Annotated in this window: 19 protein-coding genes and 1 other RNA gene; 6 read left to right on the top strand and 14 right to left on the bottom strand. The window is 59.3% G+C overall.

Annotation, left to right across the window (positions count from 1 at the left end):
* Positions 1–34: 34 nt before the first annotated feature.
* From B9Z37_RS03175 to B9Z37_RS03160, 4 genes are all read right to left on the bottom strand, one after another.
* Entirely contained in the window at positions 35–1,045 is a 1,011-nt protein-coding gene (locus B9Z37_RS03175; RefSeq protein WP_167394305.1) for a recombination-associated protein RdgC, read from the bottom strand.
* A 79-nt stretch (positions 1,046–1,124) separates the two neighbouring features.
* Positions 1,125–2,426 (bottom strand): TRAP transporter large permease, encoded by a 1,302-nt coding sequence (locus B9Z37_RS03170; RefSeq protein WP_108311557.1) that lies wholly within the window; start codon positions 2,424–2,426, stop codon positions 1,125–1,127.
* A 6-nt stretch (positions 2,427–2,432) separates the two neighbouring features.
* Complete coding sequence (locus B9Z37_RS03165; RefSeq protein ID WP_108311556.1) at positions 2,433–2,942, bottom strand: TRAP transporter small permease; 510 nt, start codon at positions 2,940–2,942, stop codon at positions 2,433–2,435.
* A 4-nt stretch (positions 2,943–2,946) separates the two neighbouring features.
* Positions 2,947–3,921 carry a TRAP transporter substrate-binding protein gene (locus tag B9Z37_RS03160; RefSeq protein ID WP_108311884.1) on the bottom strand — a complete coding sequence of 325 codons (975 nt, stop codon included), beginning with the start codon at positions 3,919–3,921 and terminating at the stop codon, positions 2,947–2,949.
* 210 nt (positions 3,922–4,131) lie between these two features.
* Here B9Z37_RS03160 and B9Z37_RS03155 point away from each other — a divergent pair, with 210 nt between their 5' ends.
* Positions 4,132–4,665, top strand: coding sequence for a winged helix DNA-binding protein (locus B9Z37_RS03155; RefSeq protein ID WP_108311555.1), 534 nt, complete (start codon positions 4,132–4,134; stop codon positions 4,663–4,665).
* Between the two features lie 22 nt (positions 4,666–4,687).
* Positions 4,688–8,350 (top strand): hydantoinase B/oxoprolinase family protein, encoded by a 3,663-nt coding sequence (locus B9Z37_RS03150; RefSeq protein WP_108311554.1) that lies wholly within the window; start codon positions 4,688–4,690, stop codon positions 8,348–8,350.
* Between the two features lie 21 nt (positions 8,351–8,371).
* Here the strand turns inward: B9Z37_RS03150 and B9Z37_RS03145 are convergent, their stop codons facing one another.
* The 10 genes from B9Z37_RS03145 to gyrA form a co-directional block, all read right to left on the bottom strand.
* Positions 8,372–8,671, bottom strand: a complete 300-nt coding sequence (locus tag B9Z37_RS03145) for a ComEA family DNA-binding protein (protein ID WP_108311553.1) — start codon at positions 8,669–8,671, stop codon at positions 8,372–8,374.
* Positions 8,672–8,790: 119 nt separating this feature from the next.
* A complete protein-coding gene (lapB, locus tag B9Z37_RS03140) occupies positions 8,791–9,948 on the bottom strand; it encodes a lipopolysaccharide assembly protein LapB (protein WP_108311552.1) in 1,158 nt (385 codons plus the stop codon).
* Positions 9,938–10,225, bottom strand: a complete 288-nt coding sequence (locus tag B9Z37_RS03135; protein ID WP_108311551.1) for a LapA family protein — start codon at positions 10,223–10,225, stop codon at positions 9,938–9,940. The genes lapB and B9Z37_RS03135 overlap by 11 nt, the downstream gene beginning before the upstream one ends.
* Before the next feature lie 108 nt (positions 10,226–10,333).
* Positions 10,334–10,648 (bottom strand): integration host factor subunit beta, encoded by a 315-nt coding sequence (locus tag B9Z37_RS03130; protein WP_108311883.1) that lies wholly within the window; start codon positions 10,646–10,648, stop codon positions 10,334–10,336.
* Positions 10,649–10,762: 114 nt separating this feature from the next.
* Positions 10,763–12,442, bottom strand: coding sequence for a 30S ribosomal protein S1 (rpsA, locus tag B9Z37_RS03125; RefSeq protein WP_100117747.1), 1,680 nt, complete (start codon positions 12,440–12,442; stop codon positions 10,763–10,765).
* 193 nt (positions 12,443–12,635) lie between these two features.
* The gene (locus B9Z37_RS03120; protein WP_108311550.1) at positions 12,636–14,636 is read right to left on the bottom strand and encodes a bifunctional 3-phosphoshikimate 1-carboxyvinyltransferase/cytidylate kinase; all 2,001 of its coding nucleotides are present in this window, start codon (positions 14,634–14,636) and stop codon (positions 12,636–12,638) included.
* Positions 14,637–14,639: 3 nt separating this feature from the next.
* The gene (locus tag B9Z37_RS03115; protein ID WP_108311549.1) at positions 14,640–15,536 is read right to left on the bottom strand and encodes a prephenate dehydrogenase; all 897 of its coding nucleotides are present in this window, start codon (positions 15,534–15,536) and stop codon (positions 14,640–14,642) included.
* A 7-nt stretch (positions 15,537–15,543) separates the two neighbouring features.
* Entirely contained in the window at positions 15,544–16,644 is a 1,101-nt protein-coding gene (gene pheA, locus B9Z37_RS03110; protein WP_108311548.1) for a prephenate dehydratase, read from the bottom strand.
* A gap of 27 nt (positions 16,645–16,671) precedes the next feature.
* Complete coding sequence (gene serC, locus B9Z37_RS03105) at positions 16,672–17,763, bottom strand: 3-phosphoserine/phosphohydroxythreonine transaminase (protein WP_108311547.1); 1,092 nt, start codon at positions 17,761–17,763, stop codon at positions 16,672–16,674.
* Positions 17,764–17,766: 3 nt separating this feature from the next.
* The gene (gene gyrA, locus B9Z37_RS03100; RefSeq protein WP_108311546.1) at positions 17,767–20,442 is read right to left on the bottom strand and encodes a DNA gyrase subunit A; all 2,676 of its coding nucleotides are present in this window, start codon (positions 20,440–20,442) and stop codon (positions 17,767–17,769) included.
* A gap of 235 nt (positions 20,443–20,677) precedes the next feature.
* Between gyrA and ompA the strand changes: the two genes are divergently transcribed.
* The 4 genes from ompA to ssrA all read left to right on the top strand — a co-directional run bounded on the left by ompA (position 20,678) and on the right by ssrA (position 23,195).
* Positions 20,678–21,325, top strand: a complete 648-nt coding sequence (gene ompA / locus B9Z37_RS03095; RefSeq protein ID WP_108311545.1) for an outer membrane protein OmpA — start codon at positions 20,678–20,680, stop codon at positions 21,323–21,325.
* Positions 21,326–21,415: 90 nt separating this feature from the next.
* Positions 21,416–22,126, top strand: coding sequence for a bifunctional 2-polyprenyl-6-hydroxyphenol methylase/3-demethylubiquinol 3-O-methyltransferase UbiG (gene ubiG / locus B9Z37_RS03090; RefSeq protein ID WP_108311882.1), 711 nt, complete (start codon positions 21,416–21,418; stop codon positions 22,124–22,126).
* A gap of 2 nt (positions 22,127–22,128) precedes the next feature.
* Positions 22,129–22,794 (top strand): HAD-IA family hydrolase, encoded by a 666-nt coding sequence (locus B9Z37_RS03085; RefSeq protein WP_108311544.1) that lies wholly within the window; start codon positions 22,129–22,131, stop codon positions 22,792–22,794.
* A gap of 12 nt (positions 22,795–22,806) precedes the next feature.
* Positions 22,807–23,195: a transfer-messenger RNA gene (ssrA, locus tag B9Z37_RS03080) on the top strand.
* Positions 23,196–23,425: the final 230 nt, after the last annotated feature.

Raw genomic sequence — 23,425 nt, 5'->3', positions numbered from 1 at the left:
GGGGCGGGTCCTTTATGCGGCGGGTTGGTGTGTTTTAAAACGGCGGGTCTTCGTCGCTGCCAGTAGCAGCGCCCGTGGCGACCGTTGAATTGATCACGGTGCGGGTGGGGTTGGGAATGGCTTGGTCGGCCGCAGCGGCACCCAGTTCCATCTCGCCACCCAGGGCTTCGATCAGGCTGTCGATCAGCGGCCCCAACAAACCAGTGGACAAGGCCACATCGGCGTCGAAGCGGTCTTCGTTTTTGTCGGTGCCCGATTCGTCCATCACGCCGTCGAGGTACTGCACCTTTTTCAGTTGCAGGGTTTCGGTCAAAACAAACGCTACACGGCCGTCCCAGCTGAGTGCCAACTGGGTGGGCAGTTTGCCTTCCATGACATGCTTGCGCACGTCGTCGTTGGCCAGATGGTGGCGGGTAAAGCGCACGCTGGCAGCGTCTTCGCCAGTGGACTTGAGCACGGTTTCGCGCTCCACGGTCAAATCAGACGGCCACTCGTCGGGCGTTGGGGCCAGCAGCCACTGCGTCATGGCGGCCTGCGGCGAGGTCACGGTCTGGATCAGTGAGACCGACAGGCCGCCCATCACGTTCATCAATGCCGACATCACTTCGTCGGCCTTGCCTTGGCTGCCTGCGTTCAGCACCAAGCGGCGGTTTTCCAGGTCCATCCACACCAACACGGTGGACTGGCGGGCAAACGCCTGTGGCAGCAGCGACAGCAGCACGTCGTCCATGAGGTCGCGCTTTTCCTTTTTGCCGGGTTTGCGCCCAGTGGCCGCTTCGATTTCGGCGATGCGCTCGTCGGCTTTGCGGCGCACCACGTTGCCGGGAACGGCCTTGGACTCGATCATGAGTTTCAAGATCCACTGCCCGCCGACCGATTCGACCAGTGGGCCATGTGCCTCGCCCCGAGGAGGGACCCAGCCAATCGACTTTTCTTGGCTGGCGCCACATTCCACAAACTGCACCGGCTCCAGCGCCGCCTGCACATCGGTCAATGAAGGAGCAAAGCCCTCGCCGATGCGGTAAACCATCACATTTTTAAACACAAACAATCCTTACTGCCCAAATGAACAACCCGTCCTTTGGGGACGGGTTGAATCATAGAGGATGAACTTGGCGTTTCGCTCAAAGTTTCATCTGCGTTGGCAGCCAAGTCACGATGCCGGGCACAAAGTAAATCAGCATCACCGCACCTACCATCAAGAAGAACATCGGCATGGACACGCGGGCGATGTAGGGCAGTTGCTTGCCCGTCATGCCCTGCAGCACAAACAGGTTGAAGCCCACGGGCGGCGTGATCTGCGCCATCTCGACCACAAACACGATGAAGATGCCAAACCAGATCGGGTCGATGCCCGCTTTTTGCACCGTGGGCATGAGCACGCCCATGGTCAGCACCACCATGGAGATGCCGTCCAAAAAGCAGCCCAAGATGATGAAAAACACCATCAAAGCCATGATCAGTGCAAAGGGGCTGAGGCCCAGGCCACCGATCCATTCGGCCAGGTGGCGCGGCAAACCGATGTAGCCCATGGACAAGGTCAAAAACGCAGCCCCCGCCAAGATCAGGGCGATCATGCAATAAAGGCGCGTGGCCCCCATCAAGGCGTCTTTGAACACGGACCAGCTCATGGAGCCCTGCAGTGTAGAAAGCACCAACGCGCCCACCACGCCCACGGCAGCGGCTTCGGTGGCGGTGGCAAAGCCGGTGTAAATGGAGCCCAGCACCGCTGCAATCAGCAAGACCACCGGGATCAGGCTGCTGGAGGCTTCGAGCTTTTGCATGAAGCTCATGGGCGCGTCACGCGGTGGGATCTGGTCCGGGTGGCGAAGTGACCAGTAAATGATGTAGCCCGAGAACAAGCCTGCCAGCAGCAAGCCGGGCAAGACCCCGGCAATGAAGAGCTGGGCAATCGACACATCGGCCGCCACGCCGTACACGATCATGATGATGGATGGCGGAATCAACAGACCCAAGGTGCCAGAGCCAGACAGGGTGCCAATGACCATGTCTTCGGGGTAGCCGCGTTTTTGCAGCTCGGGCAAGGTCATCTTGCCGATCGTGGCGCAGGTGGCTGCGCTCGAACCCGACACGGCCGCAAAGATGGCGCAGCCCACCACATTGGTGTGCAGCAAGCGCCCGGGCAGGGCTTGCATCCAAGGAGCAAGACCCTTGAACATGTCTTGGCTCAGCCGGGTGCGAAACAAAATTTCGCCCATCCAGATGAACAGCGGCAGAGCAGTGAGTGTCCAGCTTGAGGCCGAGCCCCAGATGGTCACCGCCATGGCGTCCCCAGCGGGTCTGGCAGAAAACATTTGCATGCCGATCCAGGCCACACCCGAGAGGGTGAGGCCAATCCACACGCCACTGCCCAAAATCAGAAACAAGGTCAGGACCAACAGCCCTGTGATCATCAAGTCATTCATGGGCCATCACTCGTTGCGCAGCATTTCGCCGCTTTCGGGGGCGGCGCGTTGGCCCCGAATTTCCAGCACCAGTTCATCCACAAAGGCCAACGCAAAAATCACCGTGCCCAGCGCCATGGCCAGTTGCGGTATCCACAAAGGCGTGGCGTCGTTGCCGGTCGAGATGTCATGAAACTCGATGGATTGCCACACCAAGCGGCAGCTGTAAAAGGCGAACAAACAAGCCAGCAGGCTGGCCAGCGACAGGCTGAACACTTCCATGCCCCGGCGTGCAGCCCCTTTGAACAAGCCCAGCACCAAGGTCACGCGGATGTGTTCACCGCGCTTCAAGGTGTGGGCCAGCGCCAAAAAGCCCGTCCCGGCCATGAGGTAACCGGCATAGGCGTCTGTGCCGGGTACATGGAAGTGGAACTGTCGGCTCAGCACCGACAGCAGCACCATGAAGAGCAGGCCGCACATGCACAGCGCCGCCAAGGCGGCGGTGCTGGCATAAATGGCATTCAGCAGTCGGCGCATCGGCTCAACGCTTGAAGGCGTCGACAATGGCTTTGCCTTCAGCCCCGGACTTTTCCAACCATTCCTTCATGATGGTGTCACCCACTTTTTTCATGTCGGCTTTGAGTTGGGCAGAAGGCGCGGCAATGGTCATGCCATTGGCCTTGAGCGTTTCCATGGTGGTGGTGTTGACTTTGCGTGACTCGGCCCAGCCCCGGGTTTCGGCTTCGGCAGCGGCTTTGAGCAAAGCGTCCTGTGTCGGCTTGTCCAGCGCGTCAAAGGCTTTTTTGTTGGCAATCACAGCGTTTTTTGGCAACCAGGCTTGTACGTCGTAGTAGTACTTGAGGTGCTCGTACAGCTTGCTGTCCACGCCCGTGGCACCCGAGGTCATGGTCGATTCGACCACACCCGTGGCCAAGGCCTGCGAGAACTCGGCCGCCTGCACGGTCACAGGCTGGGCGCCGACCAGTTCAGCGATCTTGGCGGTGGTGGGGCTGTAAGCACGCCACTTGATGCCCTTGAGGTCGGCGGCGCTGTTGATCGGCTTTTTGCTGTAGATACCCTGTGGGGGCCAAGCCACCGAGTACAAGAGCATCATGCCTTGCTCAGCCAGCTTTTTTTCCAGCAGTGGCTTTTGCGCTTTGTAGAGCTTCATGGACTCGTCGTAGCTGTCGGCTAGAAAGGGCAGGCCATCTGCACCAAAAGGCTGCCATTCGTTTTGGAAGTTGACCAGCAAAATCTCGCCCAACTGGGCTTGACCGCCTTGCACAGCGCGTTTGATTTCGGGGGCCTTGAAGAGGGACGCGTTGGCGTGCACGGTGATTTTGAGTTTGCCCGCCGTGGCTTTGTCCACATCGGCGGCAAATTGCGTCATATTGACCGAGTGGAAGTTGGTGGCTGGGTAAGCAGCGGGCAGGTCCCATTTGGTTTGGGCCGACACAAAGCCGGAAACAGCGAGCAGGCCAGCCAGCAGGCTGAGGTGAAGGGCGCGACGTTGCATGAAAGCTCCAGTGAAGTGTGTGATCAGCCATCGGACATTGCAAAAGCTGTGCCCGAAAGACGCACGCAGCCGGTGCATTTGGCTGAAGGTCACTGTAGGCAAGTTGTCCGGGCTTGGGATCGGTGATTTCCCTTAATGTCAACAAACTGTTGGCAAATTGTCATGATGGCGACTAGACTTTATCGCTATAGACCACTGCAGCGCGTACCCATGCCCAGTCAAAAATCAGCCCCCAGCAAAAGCGTCAGCCCCATCGTGTCTTCGGCCCATTTGGTCTCGCCCGACAGCGCGGAGATGAGCGAGTTCGAGTTCGGCCTGATCGTGGCGGGCAATGCCTTTCACCGCTGGATCATCCATTGCATGGCGGCCGCGGGCCTGAAGGATTTGACGCCCTTGGATGTGCTGGTGCTGCACCACGTCACGCACCGTGCGCGTGACAAACGCTTGGCCGACATCTGTTTCATCATGAACATCGAGGACACGCATTTGGTGAATTACGCCCTGAAAAAGCTGCAAGGCTTGGGTGTGGTGGTCTCGCAGAAAAACGGCAAGGAAGTGACCTATGCCGCGACCGACGAAGGTCGCGCTTATGTGCAGCGTTACCGTGAGATCCGTGAGAGCTGCCTGATCGACGCTTTGAAGGCCGACGATGGCCTGAACCGCGACATTGGCGAGCTGGCCCGATTGCTGCGTGTGCTCTCGGGTATGTACGACCAAGCGGCGCGTGCGGCCGCTTCTTTGTGAACTTTGAATGGTTGATCTACCGATGACTGAATCCAACAGCACACTCTCTGGCCAACAACGCTGGCAATTCTGGATCGACCGCGGCGGCACCTTCACCGACGTGGTGGGCAAGCGGCCTGACGGCACTTTGGTCACGCACAAACTGCTCTCTGAAAACCCCGAGCAATACCGCGACGCGGCGGTGGCGGGCATCCGCCATTTGCTGGGCCTCAAAGCTGGCGAGCCGGTCACACCCGAGCTGGTCGAGTGCGTGAAGATGGGCACCACGGTGGCCACCAACGCTCTGCTGGAGCGCAAGGGCGAAGCCACGCTGCTGGTGACCACACAGGGTTTTGGCGACGCGCTGCGCATTGCCTACCAAAACCGTCCGCGTTTGTTTGACCGCCAGATCGTGTTGCCCGAGTTGCTTTACAGCGCGGTGGTGGAGGCACAGGAGCGGGTGGCGGTGGACGGCGATGTGTTACAGCCGCTCGACGAGGTGCATTTGCGCACCCAATTGGTGAATTCGCATGCACAAGGTGTGCGCTCAGTGGCCATCGTGTTCATGCACGGCTGGCGGCACACGGCGCACGAGTTGGCGGCGGCACGGCTGGCGCGTGAAGTGGGCTTCACCCAAGTCAGCACTTCGCACCAAACCAGCCCGATGATGAAGCTGGTCAGCCGGGGTGACACCACGGTGGTCGATGCCTATTTGTCGCCCATCTTGCGCCGCTATGTGGACCAAGTGGCCAGCGAGATGCCGGGTGTGAAGTTGATGTTCATGCAGTCTTCGGGCGGCTTGACGGATGCCCAGGTGTTTGCGGGCAAGGATGCCATCTTGAGCGGCCCGGCGGGCGGCATTGTGGGCATGGCCCGCACGGCGCAGTTGGCGGGACACGACAAGGTGATTGGTTTTGACATGGGTGGCACGTCCACCGATGTGTCGCACTTTGCCGGGCAGTTCGAGCGCGAGTTTGAAACCCAGGTGGCGGGTGTGCGCATGCGTGCGCCGATGATGAGCATCCACACGGTGGCCGCAGGTGGCGGGTCTTTGCTGGCTTACGACGGTGCGCGTTTCAGGGTAGGGCCGCAAAGCGCGGGGGCCAACCCGGGCCCAGCCAGTTACCGCCGCGGCGGGCCGCTGGCCGTGACCGATGCGAACGTGATGGTGGGCAAGGTGCAACCGCAGTTTTTCCCCTCGGTGTTTGGGCCTGAAGCCAACCAACCGCTGGACGCCGAGGTGGTGCGCGGGCATTTTGCAAAACTGGCCACACAAACCGGCCGCGCTGCAGAAGACGTTGCGCATGGTTTCATCCAGATCGCCGTGCAGCAGATGGCCAATGCGATCAAGAAAATCTCGGTGGCGCGGGGTTATGACGTGACGCGTTACACCTTGCAGTGCTTTGGTGGCGCGGGCGGGCAGCATGCGTGTTTGGTGGCCGATGCTCTGGGCATGTCGCAGGTGCTGGTGCACCCGCTGGCGGGTGTGCTCTCGGCCTACGGCATGGGCCTGGCCGACCAGAACGTGATGCGCGAGGAATCGGTGGAGCGACGACTGGAAGCAACGGCCATGCCCCTGATGGCCGAGCGCTTGCAGGTTTTGGGCACATCCACCCGCTTGGCCTTGCTGGCGCAAATGGGTGGGGACGCAACCCATGTTGACCGCATTGAGCTGCGCCAACGCGTGCATTTGCGTTACGAAGGCACCGACTCGGCGCTGGTCGTGCCTTGGGGCGATCAGGCCCAATTGGTGGCCGGTTTTGAAGCGGCGTATCGCCAGCGCTTTGCCTTCTTGATGCAGGGCAAGGCGCTGGTGGTCGAAGCCGTGTCGGTCGAGGCCGTGCTGCCTGGCGATGCGCCCGAAGAGGCCGCTCACACCCTGCACCCCAAGCGCGAAGTGCCGCGCCGCGACACGGTGCGGGTGTACGCCGCGAATGCACAAGGTGTGGCCGAGTGGCAGGAAGCTGCGCTGGTGGTGCGCGAAGACATGCGCCCCGGCGATGTGATCGACGGCCCCGCCATCATTGCCGAGAAAAACGCCACCACGGTGGTCGAACCCGGTTGGCAAGCGCGACTGACGGCGCTGGACCATTTGCTGCTGGTGCGGGTGCAGGCGCGGGCGGTGCAACACGCGGCAGGCACGCAGGCCGACCCGGTGCTGCTGGAGGTGTTCAACAACCTGTTCATGAACATCGCCGAGCAAATGGGCTTGCAGCTGCAAAACACGGCCTACTCGGTCAACATCAAGGAGCGGCTGGACTTCTCTTGCGCCTTGTTCAGCGCAGAAGGTCACTTGATCGCAAACGCGCCGCACATGCCGGTGCATTTGGGTTCGATGGGGGAGAGCATCCAGACGGTGATCCAAGAAAACAAGGGGCGCATGCAGCCAGGCGATGTGTTTGTGCTGAACGACCCGTACCACGGCGGCACGCATTTGCCCGACATCACCGTGATCACCCCGGTGTACCTGGACGGCCACGCAGACCCTGTGTTTTATGTCGGCTCACGCGGCCACCACGCTGATGTGGGCGGCTTGACGCCGGGTTCCATGCCGCCGTTCTCGACGCGCATCGAAGAAGAGGGCGTGCAGATCAACAACTTCAAATTGGTCGAAGCCGGGCGCTTGCGCGAGGTCGAGATGGTGGCGCTGCTGCAAAGCGGCGAATACCCTTCGCGCAACCCGGCGCAAAACATGGCCGACCTGAAGGCGCAAATTGCCGCCAACGAAAAAGGCGTGCAAGAGCTGCGCCGCATGGTCGATCAATTCGGCTTGGATGTGGTGCAGGCCTATATGCGCCATGTACAAGACAACGCCGAAGAGTCCGTGCGCCGCGTCATCACGCGCCTGAAAGACGGTGCCTTCACCTTGCCGCTGGACAATGGGGCGCAGATCCAGGTGGCGGTGCGCGTGAATGCTACCGAGCGTACGGCTGAAATTGATTTCACCGGCACCAGCGCCCAGCTGCCCAACAACTTCAACGCCCCACGGGCGGTGTGCATGGCGGCGGTGCTGTACGTGTTCCGCAGCCTGGTTCAGGATGACATCCCGCTGAACGCGGGGTGCTTGAAGCCGCTCAAGGTCATCATTCCACAAGGCTCCATGCTCAACCCCAACCCGCCTGCTTCGGTGGTGGCGGGCAATGTGGAAACCTCCACATGCATCACCAACGCGCTGTTTGGCGCTTTGGGTGTGATGGCGGGCAGCCAGCCCACCATGAACAACTTCACCTTTGGCAATGCGCGGGTGCAGTACTACGAAACGATTTCGGGTGGCAGCGGTGCAGGCGGGCGCTATGACGCGCAAGGCGACTTGGTGGGTGGTTTTGCTGGCACTTCGGTGGTGCAAACCCATATGACCAATTCACGCCTCACGGACCCCGAGGTGCTGGAGTTCCGCTTTCCGGTGCGCTTGGAAGGCTACGCGATTCGTCAAGGCTCGGGCGGCGCAGGGCGCTGGCGCGGTGGCGATGGCGGTGTGCGTCGGGTGCGTTTTTTGGAGCCGATGACGGCGGGCATTTTGTCCAACGGACGCATTCATCCAGCTTTTGGCATGGCGGGTGGGCACAGCGGCCTGGCAGGTATCAACCGCGTCGTGCGTGCCGATGGCAGCGTGCAGGAGCTGGCGCACATTGGTCAGGTCGAGATGCAGACGGGCGATGTGTTCGAAATCCACACGCCCGGCGGCGGCGGTTTTGGCGAACCCTAGCCCACCGCGTCGGCCTGAGTTTCAGGGTTTTTTTGATGGGGTACCGAGGGATGGGCCATAGCCCTGACCCTGCACCCGCAGGCCTTGCGCTGACAAACTGGCGGCTTTCTTGGGGCCTATGCCTTTGACGCGCTGCATCACATCTGTCCAATCCTGGAATGGGGCTTTTTGGCGCTCGGTCATGAGCTCGCGGGTCAGTGCTGGACCGACTCCGTTCAAACCATCGAGATCAATTTCTGTGGCTTTGTTCAAATCCACTTGTGCGCAGGCGACGCCTGTCAACAAGATGGTGGCGATGGCGGCTGTCATCTTTGTGATCATCTGAGCCTCTCCCTGCGTGGTGTGACTGCAGCGCCTCTGCAGTGCAAGCCATTGTGGCCATCAGGAAGAATAGCTGCAAGGGGGGGCTTCATTTGAAACCACCGGTTTCAAGTCAAGCCTCAGAGTTCTTCAACGCGCCTTGGGGGGTAGCTGTCCCAAGCTTGGCAGCCTGGGCAATGCCAAAAGTGTTCTTTGGCCTCAAATCCGCAGGCGGCGCAACGGTAGCGAGACAAAGGCCTGATGGCTTGCTCTAGCGCTTTTTGAACAGGTGCAGGCAAGGGGTGTGCTTCGGTGCTTTCTTCGGTTAGCCAGCGTGTGGCGGCCATCAATGAAGCTTGTTTTTCCAAATGAACAAGGTAGCGTTGGTGTGATGCGGCCGTGCCCTCTGGGGTATGGGCTTCCAGCGTGGTGATGGCTTCAAGCACATCGATGCAAGGTTGCTTGGCGTAATGTGTTTCAAGCAGTTGCATGGCGGGTGCCGTCAACGCGGCGGCTTGGGCGGCCTTGGCCAGGCTCGCGGCGGCCAGTGGTGCAGCCAAATCGGAACGTTCAAACAGCACAGACAAAGTGTCGAATGCTTGCCCAGCTTGGCCTTGTGTCAATTGAAGCTGCCCCAGCAAGATGCGGGGTCTGGGGGCATCGGGTGTGGTTTGAAGGGTCGCTGTCAGTATCTTCTCGGCTAAAGCCGTATCGCCTTGTTGAACCGCTTCACGGGCTTGCTCGCATTGGTAGTGGGCCATGCGGATGGCAAAGTTGGCCTCGCCAGAGTTTTCAAGCAGACGTGCAACCTGTGCGGCTTCTGGCCACTCGCGTGAGCGCTCGTAGATAGCCAGACGCGCCAAACGAGCCTGGCCTTCATAGGCCGTGCCCTCGAGCTTGCGCAGCGCCTCTTCGGCTCGGTCCAGTAAACCAGCTTTCAGAAAATCGAGCGCCAAGCCATGCTGTGCGCGTTGGCGGTCTGCGCCACTCAAATCCGCGCGTGACAACAGATGCTCGTGTACACGAACAGCCCGGTCGTATTCGCCTCGGCGTCGAAACAAATTGCCCAGTGCAAAGTGCAACTCAGACGTATCGGGGTCGTTTTGAACTGCTTCAATGAAGGCGTCAATGGCTTTGTCTTGCTGCTCGTTGAGCAGGTAGTTCAGGCCTTTGAAATAGGCACGGGGGGCTTGCCGGTTGGCGATGCGCATCTGCCTTAAATCAAGGCGCGAAGCGATCCAGCCCAGTGCAAAAGCCGCGGGCAGTCCCAGCAAAATCCAGGTCAGATCAAGTTCCATGAGTCACTTCAGGTGCAGGGGTTGGTTCGGTTGGCGCAGCTTGATGATGCCGAGCAGCTTGACGATGACGCCACCACCGAGGGACCATGCCCAGCACTCCCACCATCACACCCATGCTGAAGGCAGAAAGCACCACGAGCACTGTGGGGGCCTGCCAAAACGTGCCAAAAAAGAAATTGACGCGCGTTTCTTGCTGGTTATTCAGCGCAAAAGCGAAGAGTGTAAAAAAGACAGCGGCTTTCAGTAGCCACTGAAGCAGCCGAAGCAGACGTTTCATGGAAGACCTCGGAATCTGGCTTCATTCTAACGGGCCAGTTGCTGTCCTTAAGGCCCTTGTCTAGTCGGTACGGACCGATGCTGCAGACCGTGTGGTCTGTGCAACAGATCAGGTTTTTGCAGGGCTCGATGTTTGGCTGGCTGTGCCAGCGTCCACGGCTTCGCGCAGTGCTTTGCCGGGTTTGAAATGGGGAACCCGTTTTTCCGGAATCTGAACGCTTTCGCCAGACCGGGGGTTGCGGCCAACACGGGGTGGGCGGCGGTTGATGGAGAAGCTGCCAAAGCCGCGAATCTCGATGCGGTGCCCTTTGGCCAGCGAATCGCTCATGGCGTCGAGCACCGTTTTGACGGCCAGTTCGGCGTCACGGTGGGTGAGCTGTGCAAAACGTGCAGCGAGTTCTTCAACCAGATCAGAGCGTGTCATGGGATCACTTTGTGGTTCATGTGTCTTGCAGGTGTCCAGCACCGGTCTGAAAAAAGCCTGCCCCCATGACAGGGGCAGGCTTTTCAGACAGCAAGCGTCTTCAGATCAAAAAGATCAGTTGTTGTCCAACTTGGCACGCAACAGAGCGCCCAAGCTGGTGGTGCCAGCGTTTTCGCTCTTCGATTGTTGTGACAAGGAAGCCATGGCTTCTTGTTGGTCCACAGCGTCTTTGGCTTTGATCGACAACTGGATGTTGCGGGTCTTGCGATCCACGTTCACCACCACAGCGGTCACTTCGTCGCCGACTTTCAGCACATGGCTGGCGTCTTCCACGCGGTCACGCGAGATTTCGGACACACGCAGGTAGCCGATGATGTCTTCGCCCAGGTCGATTTCGGCGCCCTTGGCATCCACAGTCTTGACCTTACCGGTGACGGTCTGGCCTTTGTCGTTGATCGACACGAAAGTGGTGAAAGGATCGGAGTCGAGCTGCTTAATGCCCAAGCTGATGCGCTCGCGGTCCACGTCCACAGCCAAGACCAAAGCCTCAACTTCTTGACCCTTCTTGAATTCGCGCACGGCGTTTTCGCCGGTTTCGTTCCAAGACAGGTCAGACAGGTGCACCAAGCCGTCGATGCCGGCAGCCAAGCCCACGAACACGCCGAAGTCGGTGATCGACTTGATCGGGCCCTTCACGCGGTCGCCGCGCTTGGTGTTCTGAGCAAACTCTTGCCATGGGTTGGCACGGCACTGCTTCATGCCCAAGCTGATGCGGCGCTTGTCTTCGTCGATCTCGAGGACCATGACTTCGACTTCGTCACCCAAAGCAACGATCTTGGAAGGAGCCACGTTCTTGTTGGTCCAGTCCATTTCGGAGACGTGCACCAAGCCTTCGATGCCTGGCTCGAGTTCCACAAACGCGCCGTAGTCGGCGATGTTGGTGATCTTGCCGAACATGCGGGTGCTTTGTGGGTAGCGGCGGTTCACGCCCATCCATGGGTCGTCGCCCATTTGCTTCAGACCCAAAGACACGCGGTTTTTCTCGGTGTCGAACTTGAGGATCTTGGCAGTGATTTCCTGACCCGCAGTGACCACTTCGGATGGGTGACGGACACGGCGCCATGCCATGTCGGTGATGTGCAGCAAGCCGTCGATGCCGCCCAAGTCCACGAACGCACCGTATTCGGTGATGTTCTTGACCACGCCGTGAACGATGGAGCCTTCGCGCAATGTTTCCATCAGCTTGGCGCGCTCTTCGCCCATGGAGGCTTCCACCACAGCGCGGCGTGACAGCACAACGTTGTTGCGCTTGCGGTCGAGCTTGATGACCTTGAATTCCAGGGTCTTATTCTCATAGGGAGACAGGTCTTTGGTAGGACGTGTGTCGACCAAAGAGCCGGGCAAGAAAGCGCGGATGCCGTTGACCAACACGGTCAGGCCACCCTTGACTTTGCCGCTGGTCACGCCAGTGACGAACTCGCCGGATTCCAGGGCTTTTTCCAAAGACATCCAGGAAGCCAGACGCTTGGCGGTGTCGCGCGACAAGATGGTGTCGCCGTAGCCGTTTTCGATGGAGCCGATGGCCACCGAGACAAAGTCGCCGACCTGGACTTCGACTTCACCCTGGTCGTTCTTGAATTCTTCGAGGGGCACATACGACTCGGACTTGAGACCGGCGTTGACCACAACGAAGTTGTGCTCGATGCGCACGACTTCAGCGGTGATGACTTCACCTGGGCGCATTTCGGTGCGCGTCAGTGATTCTTCGAATAGGGCGGCAAATGATTCAGACATGGTATTTCCTCATCCACAAGTTCAGGACTGACGAGCGCGACATGCGTCGTTTCCAGGAGCTGACAGTGGCGATTGGTTTGCGGCGTGAGCCGCGGTTGGTTTTAAAAAACCACCTGGCCAGTGTGCAAGCTGCACGATGAGAGCCGGGTGGAACTTCAGGACAGCCCACACAGGGTGGGCTGGTGTGGCCGTTTCAGGTTGGAGAACCGAAAACCTGCCGACTTTGCCACCAGACCATCACCTGTTCCACCGAGGCTTCGATGGTCAAGGACGAGTTGTCCAGTTGCAAGGCATCTTGTGCAGGCTTGAGTGGCGCGACGCTGCGGGACATGTCCCGTGCATCACGCGCTTCCAAGTCAGCGCGAAGAGCGTCGATATTAGCCGAAAAACCCTTAGAAATCAATTGCTTATGACGTCTTTCAGCACGTTTGGCGGCGCTGGCGGTCAAAAACACCTTCAAAGGGGCTTCGGGGAAGATCACTGTGCCCATGTCGCGGCCGTCTGCCAGCAGACCTGGCAGGCGCTGGAAACTGTGTTGCAGGTCGACCAAAGCGTCTCGCACGGCGGGTAATACGGACACTTTGGAGGCGTTCATGCCGCCTTGTTCGCTGCGGATCGCATCGGTCACGTCCACGCCGTCCAGCAAGACCTGATCGCCTTCAAAGCGCACGGGCAGACTGCGGGCCAATTTGGCAATCGCAGCTTCATCGATGGCTTCCAGCGTCAGCCCCGCTTGCAAAGCTGCGTGGGCGGTCACGCGGTAGAGCGCGCCCGAGTCGAGGTAGTGATAGCCCAAAGCAGCGGCCACGCGGCTGGCCAGCGTGCCTTTGCCCGAGGCCGTGGGTCCGTCGATGCAGATCACCGGAATGTTTTGTGCGGCTGTGTGCGCCACCGAGAACAGGGCCTCGAAGTAGTCGGGGAAGGTCTTGGCCACACACTTGGGGTCTTCGATGCGCACCGGGACTTGGGCGGCATTGAAGGCCGCCAGTGAGAAGCACATGGCCACGCGGTGGTCGTCGTAGGTGTGGATGCTGGCGCGTTTCCACTGGCCTGCAGGCAGGGCGTGGATGGTGATCCAGTCCGGGCCTTCTTCGACAGTGGCGCCCAGTTTGCGGCTTTCGTTGGCCATGGCCGCAATGCGGTCGGTTTCTTTGACGCGCCAGCTGGCGATGTTGCGCAGTGTGGTGGGGCCGTCGGCATACAGCGCCATCACGGCCAAGGTCATGGCAGCGTCGGGAATGTGGTTGCAGTCGAGCGTGATGCCCTTGAGCGGCCAAGCGCCGCGCTGAATTTCAAGCCAGTTGGGGCCACTGGTGATTTTGGCACCCATCTGCTCAGCGGCGTCCATGAAGCGGATGTCGCCCTGGATGGAGTCGGCGCCAACACCCTGGATGCGGATGCCTTTGCCCTCAGCGATCGCGCCTAAAGCGATGAAGTAGCTGGCCGAAGACGCGTCGGCTTCGACGTGGATCGTGCCGGGTGACTGGTAGCGGCTGCCTTCCGGAATCACAAAGCGTTCCCAGCCTTGGCGCTCGACAGCGATGCCGTAGCGGGCCAGCAGGTTGAGCGTGATCTCGATGTAAGGCTTGCTGATGAGTTCGCCCACCACTTCGATGGTGATGGCGCGGTCCTGCGTGGCCAATGGCAGGGCCATCAGCAGGGCCGTGAGGAACTGGCTGGACACATCGCCGCGCACGGGAATGGGTTTGTCCAGTTGCAGCGAAGGCTGGCGCACGCGCAAGGGCGGGTAGCCATCGTTGCCAAGATAGTCGATGGCGCAACCCAGCTCGCGCAGCGCGTCCACCAGGTCGCCAATCGGGCGCTCGTGCATGCGGGGCACGCCTTTGAGGGTGAAGTCGCCGCCTTGCACCGCCAACGCTGCGGTGAGCGGGCGCATGGCCGTGCCCGCATTGCCCATGAAAAATTCAATCGCCTCAGTTGGCCATGCGCGGCCGCCCAAACCCGTGATGGTCACTGTGGTACCTGCCACCTCGACCCCGCAGCCCAGCTGGCGCAGCGCGGCCAGCATGACGCGGGTGTCGTCCGAGTCCAGCAGGTCGTGGACCACAGTGGTGCCCTGGCACAGCGCCGAGAGCAGCAGCACGCGGTTCGAGATGCTTTTGGAGCCGGGCAGGGTGACGGTGCCGGACGCGCCTTGCAGCGCGGGGAGGTCAAGAAAGGCGGTGGAGAACATGGGTCAGTCTTCAGAGGCTTTGTTGCAAGCATTGCCCGCTTGCAGCGTCCAAGCCGAGCGCACATCGCTGGCTTGTTGAATCAGTTGCTGCAGCGCGGCGGTGTCGCCTTGCTTCAAGGTGTTTTCAAATTGATCAAGCGCCGCGCGAAAGTGCGCCATTTGCGTGAGCACCTCAGACCGGTTGGCGCTCAAAATATCGCGCCAGACCGACGCATCCGATGCGGCGATGCGGGAAAAATCTCGAAAGCCAGGGCCCGCCATCTCCAAAAACGCAGCGCCTTGCGGCTGAGCAGTGAGCGCATTCACTGCCGCAAAAGTCAACAGGTGGGGCAAGTGGCTGACGGCTGCAAAAGTGGCGTCATGCGCCTCGGGGGTCATGTGGCTCACGTGGCTGCCGATGGCGGTCCAGACCTCGCTCGCTGTTTGGATGTGGCGGATGCTGTTTTGCGGCAGAGGCGTGAGGATGGTGCGTCTGTCTTGGTAGAGCGTGCCTTCGGCGTGCTCGATGCCGGCCACCTCTTTGCCCGCAATCGGGTGGGCAGGCACCAAGCAATTCAGGCGTTCGCCCAAGGCGGCCTGGGCCGCCGCGATCACGTCGCATTTGGTGGAGCCCACGTCCATCAACAAGGCTTTGGGTGACAGGGTGTCCCGCAAAGCTGCAAAGCTGCTGTGCATGGCGCCCACGGGCACGGCCAGTAGGACCAAATCAGCGCCTTGCACAGCCTCAGTCACGCTGTTGCAAGCTTGGTCGATGACACCCAGCTCAAGGGCGCGTTGGCGTGTTTTTTCGGAGGCGCTGAAACCGGTGATGTGCTGCACCAGGCCCGCTTGGCGCAGCGCAAGCGCAAACGAGCCGCCCATCAGGCCGCAGCCAATCAGGGCCAGGCGTTCGAATTTCACCGCGAACTCACTCGGGAACGGGGTAGGAACCCAGCACCTTGTAGAAAGCGCACAGGCCTTGCAACTCTTGCAGAGCAGCGGCCACATGCGGCTCGCTGATGTGGCCTTGCAGGTCGATGTAGAAGTAATACTCCCACTGGCCTGATTTGGCGGGTCGGGACTCAAACCGCGTCATGGACACGCCGTTGTTTTTGAGCGGCACCAACAAGTCGTGCACGGCACCGGGGCGGTTGGGCACCGACACCACCAAGCTGGTGCAGTCTTTGCCCGAAGCTGGGGGTGTGGCCAGGGTCTTGGGTAATGTGATGACGGCAAAGCGTGTGCGGTTGAGCGCCTCATCTTGGATGGCGTGGTGCACGATGTGCAGGCCAAACTGGCTGGCGGCGCGTTCGCTGGCCAAGGCCGCCCAAGCCGGGTTGGTGGCGGCCAAGCGAGCGCCTTCGGCGTTACTCGACACAGCGCGGCGCTCCACATGCGGCAAGTGCTTGGACAACCAGCCCTGGCACTGGGCCAGCGCTTGGGGGTGGGCCATCACAACCTCGATGCCCGCGTCTGAATTGAGTTGGCGCAATAAATTGAAACGCACCTGCAGGCTGACTTCGCCCACCACATGCACAGGCGAGCGCAAGAACAAATCGAGCGATCGGGCCACTACGCCTTCGGTGGAGTTTTCCATGCCAACTACGCCATATTGGGCGGTGCCCGCAGCGGTGGCGTGAAAGACTTCGTCGAAGTTGGCGCAGTAAATCAGGTTGGCTGCACTGCCAAAAAACTCGATGGCTGCTTGCTCGCAAAATGTGCCTTGGGGCCCGAGAACGGCTACGCGTTGTGGCGCTTCAAGCGCCAGGCAAGCCGACATGATCTCGCGCCAGATGGATGCAACGTGTTCGTTTTTCAGAGGTCCTGGGTTGGCGTTGGTGATCTTGTCGATGACCTGTGCCACGCGATCAGGCCGGAAGAAGGGCGAGCCTTCGGCGCGTTTGATCTCGCCGACTTTCTCGGCCACATGGGCACGCTGGTTCAGCAGGCTGAGCAGTTGCTTGTCCAGTGCGTCAATTTGCACACGCAAAGCGCCCAAGGCATCCGACTGAATGGGTTGTTGGCTCATGTCCGCAAGTCTTTCAGAGGGCCGGGTTCAGGCCTGTGTTTTTTCAAATTCGCGCATGAAGGCCACCAAAGCCTGCACGCCTTCGATTGGCATAGCGTTGTAAATGCTCGCCCGCATGCCCCCGACCGATTTGTGGCCCTTGAGTTGCAACAAGTTGGCCGCTTTGGCGCCTGCCAAAAAGGCTTCGTTGCGCGATTCATCGCGCAAGAAGAAAGGCACGTTCATGCGCGAGCGGCAGTCTTGGGCGACACGGTTTTCGAACAGGCTGGAGCTGTCGAGAAACTCGTACAGCAGCTGTGCCTTGGCGATGTTGAGTTGCTCCATGGCGGCGATGCCGCCATTTTTCTTGAGCCACTGGAACACCAGACCGGCAATGTAGATGCTGTAGGTGGGCGGCGTGTTGTACATCGACTGGTTGTCACTCACCAGTTTGTAGTCAAAGGCGCTGGGGCAATGCGGCAAGGCATGGCCGATCAGGTCTTCGCGCACGATGACCAAGGTCAGACCTGCGGGACCCAAATTCTTTTGCGCACCACCAAAAGCCAGGCCCACGCGTGACCAGTCCACTGGACGGGAGGCCACATGCGAGGAAAAATCCACCACCAGCGGTGCGTCGCAGCCTAAAGCCTTGAGGTCTGGCAATTCATGGAACTCCACGCCGTGGATGGTTTCGTTGCCGCAGATGTGCACGTAGCGGCTGTCAGCGCCAATCTGCCAAGTGGCTGGTGCGGGCAGGGTGCTGAAGCTGTCGGTTTGCGCCGAGGCTGCCACGCGGGCTTGCCCGTACTTGCCCGCTTCCTTGAGTGACTTTTGGCTCCAGCTGCCGGTCAGCACAAAGTCCATGGCCCCGCCTTGAGACAGGTTCAAGGGCACGATGGCGTTTTCGGCCAGGCCGCCGCCTTGCATGAACAAAATCTTGAATTGCGCGGGCACGGCCAGCAGCTCGCGCAGGTCCGCTTCGGCCTGCTCGTAAATGCTGATGAACTCCTTGCCGCGGTGGCTCATCTCCATCACGCTCATTCCTGAGCCGTGCCAATCCAGCATCTCGGATGCGGCTTGCTGCAACACAGCCTCAGGCATGACGGCGGGACCCGCCGAGAAGTTGAAAGCGCGCCCCATCACTTATTCCGCTGCGGGTGCGCTGTCGTCTGTCGGTACTTCGGCATCGCCCTCTGCGGCATTCGCGTCGTTTTCCACGATGCGTTGCAGGCCCGACAGCTTGGCGCCCTCGTCCAAACCGATCAAGGTCACGCCTTGTGTGGCGCGGCCCAGCTCGCGGATTTCGGACACGCGGGTGCGCACCAAAACACCGGTGTCGGTGATGAGCATGATCTCGTCATCGGCATGCACCAAGGTGGCGGCCACCACTTTGCCGTTGCGCTCGGATTGCTGGATGGCGATCATGCCCTTGGTGCCACGGCCGTGGCGGGTGTATTCGGCGATGCTGGTGCGTTTGCCGTAGCCGTTTTCAGTGGCCGTGAGCACGCTGGCGCGGGCTTTGGCTTCGTCGGCGGGGGCATCGGGGTTTTCTTGTTCCGACACCAGCATGGCGATCACGCTTTGGTGGTCTTCGATCATCATGCCGCGCACGCCGCGTGCACTCCGACCCAGTGGGCGCACATCGTTTTCGTCAAATCGCACGGCCTTGCCGCCGTCGCTGAACAGCATCACGTCGTGCTGGCCATCGGTGAGCGCTGCACCGATCAAAAAGTCACCTTCGTCCAGATTGACGGCGATGATGCCGCCCTTTCGTGGGTTGCTGAACTCGTCGAGCGAGGTCTTCTTGACCGTGCCCATGGAGGTGGCCATGAAAACATATTGGTTTTCGGGGAAGGTGCGTGCTTCGCCAGTCAAGGCCAGCACCACGTTGATCTTTTCGCCTTCTTGCAGCGGGAACATGTTGACGATCGGACGGCCACGCGAGCCGCGCGAACCGGCAGGCACTTCCCAGACTTTGAGCCAATACAAACGGCCCCGGTTGGAGAAGCACAGCAAATAGTCGTGCGTGTTGGCGATGAAGAGCTGGTCGATCCAGTCGTCTTCTTTGGTGGCGGCAGCCTGCTTGCCACGTCCGCCGCGTTTTTGCGAGCGGTATTCACTCAGCGGCTGGCTCTTGATGTAACCGCTGTGCGACAAGGTCACGACCATGTCGGTGGGGGTGATCAGGTCTTCGGTGGACAGGTCTTGGGCGCTGTGCTCGATCTCGCTGCGACGTGCGCCAATCTTGGTCTGACCGAATTCCTGGCGCACGGTGCCCAGCTCGTCGCCAATGATGGTTGAGACGCGCTCAGGTTTGGCCAGGATGTCCAGCAGGTCTTCGATCTCGGACATGACCTCTTTGTATTCGGCCACGATCTTGTCTTGTTCCAGACCGGTCAGGCGCTGCAGACGCATCTGCAAAATCTCTTGCGCCTGGGTGTCCGACAGGCGGTACAGGCCGTCCTGGCCCAAGCCGTATTCGCGCTCCAGACCTTCTGGGCGGTAATCGTCGGCGTTGACCACCGAGCCGTCATCGCGGGCACGGGTCAGCATGGTGCGCACCATCTGGCTGTCCCAGGCGCGGGTCATCAATTCGGTCTTGGCAACTGGCGGTGTGGGCGCGCTTCGAATGATGGCGATGAAGTCATCAATGTTGGCCAAAGCCACAGCCAAGCCTTCCAGCACATGGCCACGGTCGCGCGCTTTGCGCAGCTCGAACACCGTGCGACGTGTCACCACTTCGCGGCGGTGCTGCAAGAAGACCTGGATCAGGTCTTTCAGGTTGCACAGCTTGGGTTGGCCGTCGATCAGGGCCACCATGTTCATGCCGAAGGTGTCTTGCAGCTGGGTTTGCTTGTAGAGGTTGTTCAGCACCACTTCGGGCACCGCACCGCGCTTGAGCTCGATCACCAGGCGCATGCCCGACTTGTCTGACTCGTCCTGGATGTGGCTGATGTCCTCAATCTTCTTTTCGTGCACCAGCTCGGCCATGCGCTCTTGCAAGGTCTTTTTGTTGACCTGGTAGGGCAGCTCATCGACCACGATGCACTGGCGCTGGCCTTTGTCGATGTCTTCAAAATGGCATTTGGCCCGCATGACCACACGGCCGCGGCCTGTGCGGTAGCCGTCTTTGACGCCCGTCATGCCGTAAATGATGGCGCCGGTGGGGAAGTCAGGCGCGGGCACGATTTCCATCAGCTCGTCGATGGACGCTTCGGGGTTGCGCAGCAAATGCAGGCAGGCGTCCACCACTTCGTTCAGGTTGTGTGGTGGGATGTTCGTGGCCATACCGACCGCAATGCCGCCAGAGCCGTTGATCAGCAAGTTGGGCAGGCGCGAGGGCAGCACCAGCGGCTCTTTTTCGGAGCCATCGTAGTTGGGGCCGAAGTCGACAGTCTCTTTGTCGATGTCACCCAACATTTCGTGGGCGATCTTGGCCAAACGGATTTCGGTGTACCGCATTGCCGCTGCGTTGTCGCCGTCCACCGAGCCGAAGTTGCCTTGGCCATCAACGAGCATGTGCCGCATCGAAAAGTCTTGCGCCATGCGCACGATGGTGTCGTACACCGATTGGTCGCCGTGTGGGTGGTATTTACCAATCACGTCACCCACGATACGGGCAGACTTTTTATACGGTCGGTTCCAGTCGTTGTTCAGCTCGTGCATGGCGAACAGGGCTCGGCGGTGAACCGGCTTCAGGCCATCGCGTGCATCTGGCAGGGCGCGACCCACAATCACGCTCATGGCGTAATCGAGGTAGCTGCGCCGCATTTCCTCTTCCAGACTGATGGGCAGTGTTTCTTTGGCGAACTGGGTCATAAAAGATAGAGGGGTATTGGACGCAATGTGAAACCCCGATTTTAGGTGCAAGCGGATGTCGCGGATATGCAACATTTGTCATTCATTCCAAGTGAGGCCTAGTTTGTCAACACATGATTTATGCATTCCCTCTTCCGTCTATGGCACAATATTTATCAACGGTTCAGGTGACGGTCATCTGAAACGTATTTTTTTTCGCAGCGAGTCTGCGGCTTTATCCCTCATAAGGAAGACCATGAAGAAATTCAATAATGTGGCGATGTTGATTGCCTCCGCAGCTCTCGCAACTGCCGCTGGCGCTCAATCTGTTGACAACTGGCGCAACGGCTCCGGCGACCTCGTCTGGAAAAACGGTACACAAGAACTGTGCTGGCGCGATGCCAACTGGACACCTGCAACTGCAGCTGCCGGTTGCGATGGCGCGATCGTTGCTCCTAAGGCAGCACCAGCAGCAGCTCCTGCTCCGAAAGCCGCTCCAGCACCTGCCCCGAAGGCTGCTGCTCCAGCACCTGCTCCAGCTGCTGCCACCAAAGTGACTTACGCTGCTGACGCATTCTTCGACTTCGACAAAGCTGTGTTGAAAGCTGAAGGCAAAGCCAAGCTGGACGACCTGGTTGGCAAAGTCAAGGGCATCAACCTGGAAGTCATCATTGCTGTGGGTCACACCGACTCCGTGGGTTCGGATGCTTACAACCAGAAGCTGTCTGTCAAGCGTTCTGACGCTGTGAAGGCTTACTTGGTGTCTAAGGGCATCGAGAAAAACCGCGTTTACACCGAAGGCAAAGGCGAGAAGCAGCCAGTTGCTGACAACAAGACTTCTGCTGGCCGTTCCAAGAACCGCCGTGTGGAAATCGAAGTGGTGGGCACACGCGCCAACAAGTAATCCTCTTCAGGATCATCAAAAGCCCCAGCGATGGGGCTTTTTTTATGGCTGCTCCTCATGTGTCGTGCAGCTTGCATGACAATCTCACCCATGAATCAATCAACCAGCAATGTCGATCCGGCCGAATTGGCCAAATTTTCTGATCTGGCCCACCGCTGGTGGGATACAGAAAGCGAATTTCGTCCTTTGCACCAGATCAACCCTTTGCGCCTCGAATGGATCAATGGCTTGGTGCCCTTGACGGGATTGAAAGTCGTGGATGTGGGTTGCGGTGGGGGCATTTTGGCCGATGCCATGGCCCGTAAAGGTGCGCAGGTTCTCGGTGTCGACCTGGCCACCAAATCACTCAAAGTTGCCCAGCTGCATGCTTTGGAAGCGGGGACTGTGGGTGTTCAATACCGCGAAGTCAGCGCTGAGACCTTGGCTGCAGAACAAGCTGCACAGTTTGATGTGGTCACTTGCATGGAAATGCTCGAACACGTGCCTGATCCTGCTTCGGTGGTCAAAGCCTGTGCTCAATTGGTCAAGCCTGGCGGTTGGGTGTTCTTTTCCACGCTCAATCGCAACCCCAAGTCTTTTTTGTTTGCCATTGTGGGGGCCGAATACATCCTCAAGTTGTTGCCCAAAGGCACGCATGAGTTTGCTCGCCTGATCAAGCCGAGCGAGTTGACCACCTGGGCACGCGATGCTGGATTGGACGCTCAAGGCTTCAAAGGCATGGAATACAACCCCTTCACCAAACGCTATTGGCTCAGCCAAGACACCAGTGTGAATTACTTGCTGGCCTGCCGGAAAGCCTGATCATGTTCAAAGACATCCAAGCCGTCCTTTTTGACCTGGACGGCACCTTGATTGACAGTGCCCCGGATTTGGGTGCGGCGGTCGACAAAATGCGGGTGGACCGTGGCTTGTCGTCTTTCCCCCTAGAGCATTACCGCCACATGGCAGGTGCGGGGGCCAGAGGCATGTTGGGCATCGCTTTCGACATGACGCCCGAGCACGCCGAGTTTGAGGCGATGAAGGAAGAGTTTTTCGTCAACTACGAAAACTGCATGACCGAGCGTACCCGAATTTTTGACGGTGTGGTCGAGATGATTTCGGCGCTGGTTGGGCAAGGCCTGCCTTGGGGAGTGGTGACCAACAAGTCGAGCCGATTCACCGACCCTCTGACCTCCGCCATGCCCTTGTTCTCATCGGCGGGTGCCATCGTCAGTGGCAACACCACGCCACACGCCAAGCCCCACCCTGAGCCTTTGTTCGAAGCGGCTCGCCGTTTGTCGGTCGATCCGGCCCGATGCGTTTATGTGGGCGACGACGAGCGCGACATCGTGGCGGGATTGGCCGCTGGCATGGGCACCGTGGCAGCCACCTACGGTTATTTGGGTCAACAGACCGATATTTCGCGCTGGAATGCCCATTTACACATTGATTCGCCCATGGCGCTCTTGAATTTCCTGAACAAGGCCTAAAATAGGTCTTGAGGGGCTGCACTGGTTTCGACATGGGTTCGGACGCGTGGCAGGGCATGTCGAGGTTCTGATCCTCGTAAAACTTCGGAAAAAAAACTAACTGCAAACGACGAACGTTTCGCACTCGCCGCTTAATCCGGTGAGCCTTGCAACAGTTGGCCGATAGGCTGGGTTAGGGTGATGAGGGGGTTAAACCTTTCAAAGTCCTAGCTGCAAGGTAAAACATATGGGCTGGCATCACCTCGGGTACCTTGAGGTGGTGTGAGAAAAAAGGGTACTGGCTGGGTGTTCAGCGTGTCGCTGCGCGGTTCATTTGGCGAGACTCAAATCAGACGACTACACATGTAGAACTGTACGAAAAAGACTTATGGACGGGGGTTCAAATCCCCCCAGCTCCACCATTTAAAACCTTAAAGGCATTCGGTGAAATTCACTGGATGCCTTTTTCTTTGATGACTCAGAACTGAATTTTTAATGAAACAGGAGACCCGCCATGCCTCGTCTTTTGATCAGCGAAAACGCTGTCCATCCAGCTATCCTCCAAAAAATCGCCGACAACCATGTTGATGTGATTCAGCAAGTCATTTTTGCCGTTCGATAACATCCCACCGTTGTTGTTTGCATGGCAGGG

This window comes from Limnohabitans parvus II-B4 (assembly GCF_003063455.1).
GTDB classification, from domain to species: domain Bacteria; phylum Pseudomonadota; class Gammaproteobacteria; order Burkholderiales; family Burkholderiaceae_C; genus Limnohabitans_A; species Limnohabitans_A parvus.
This window is presented reverse-complemented; position numbering and strand designations above follow the sequence as displayed.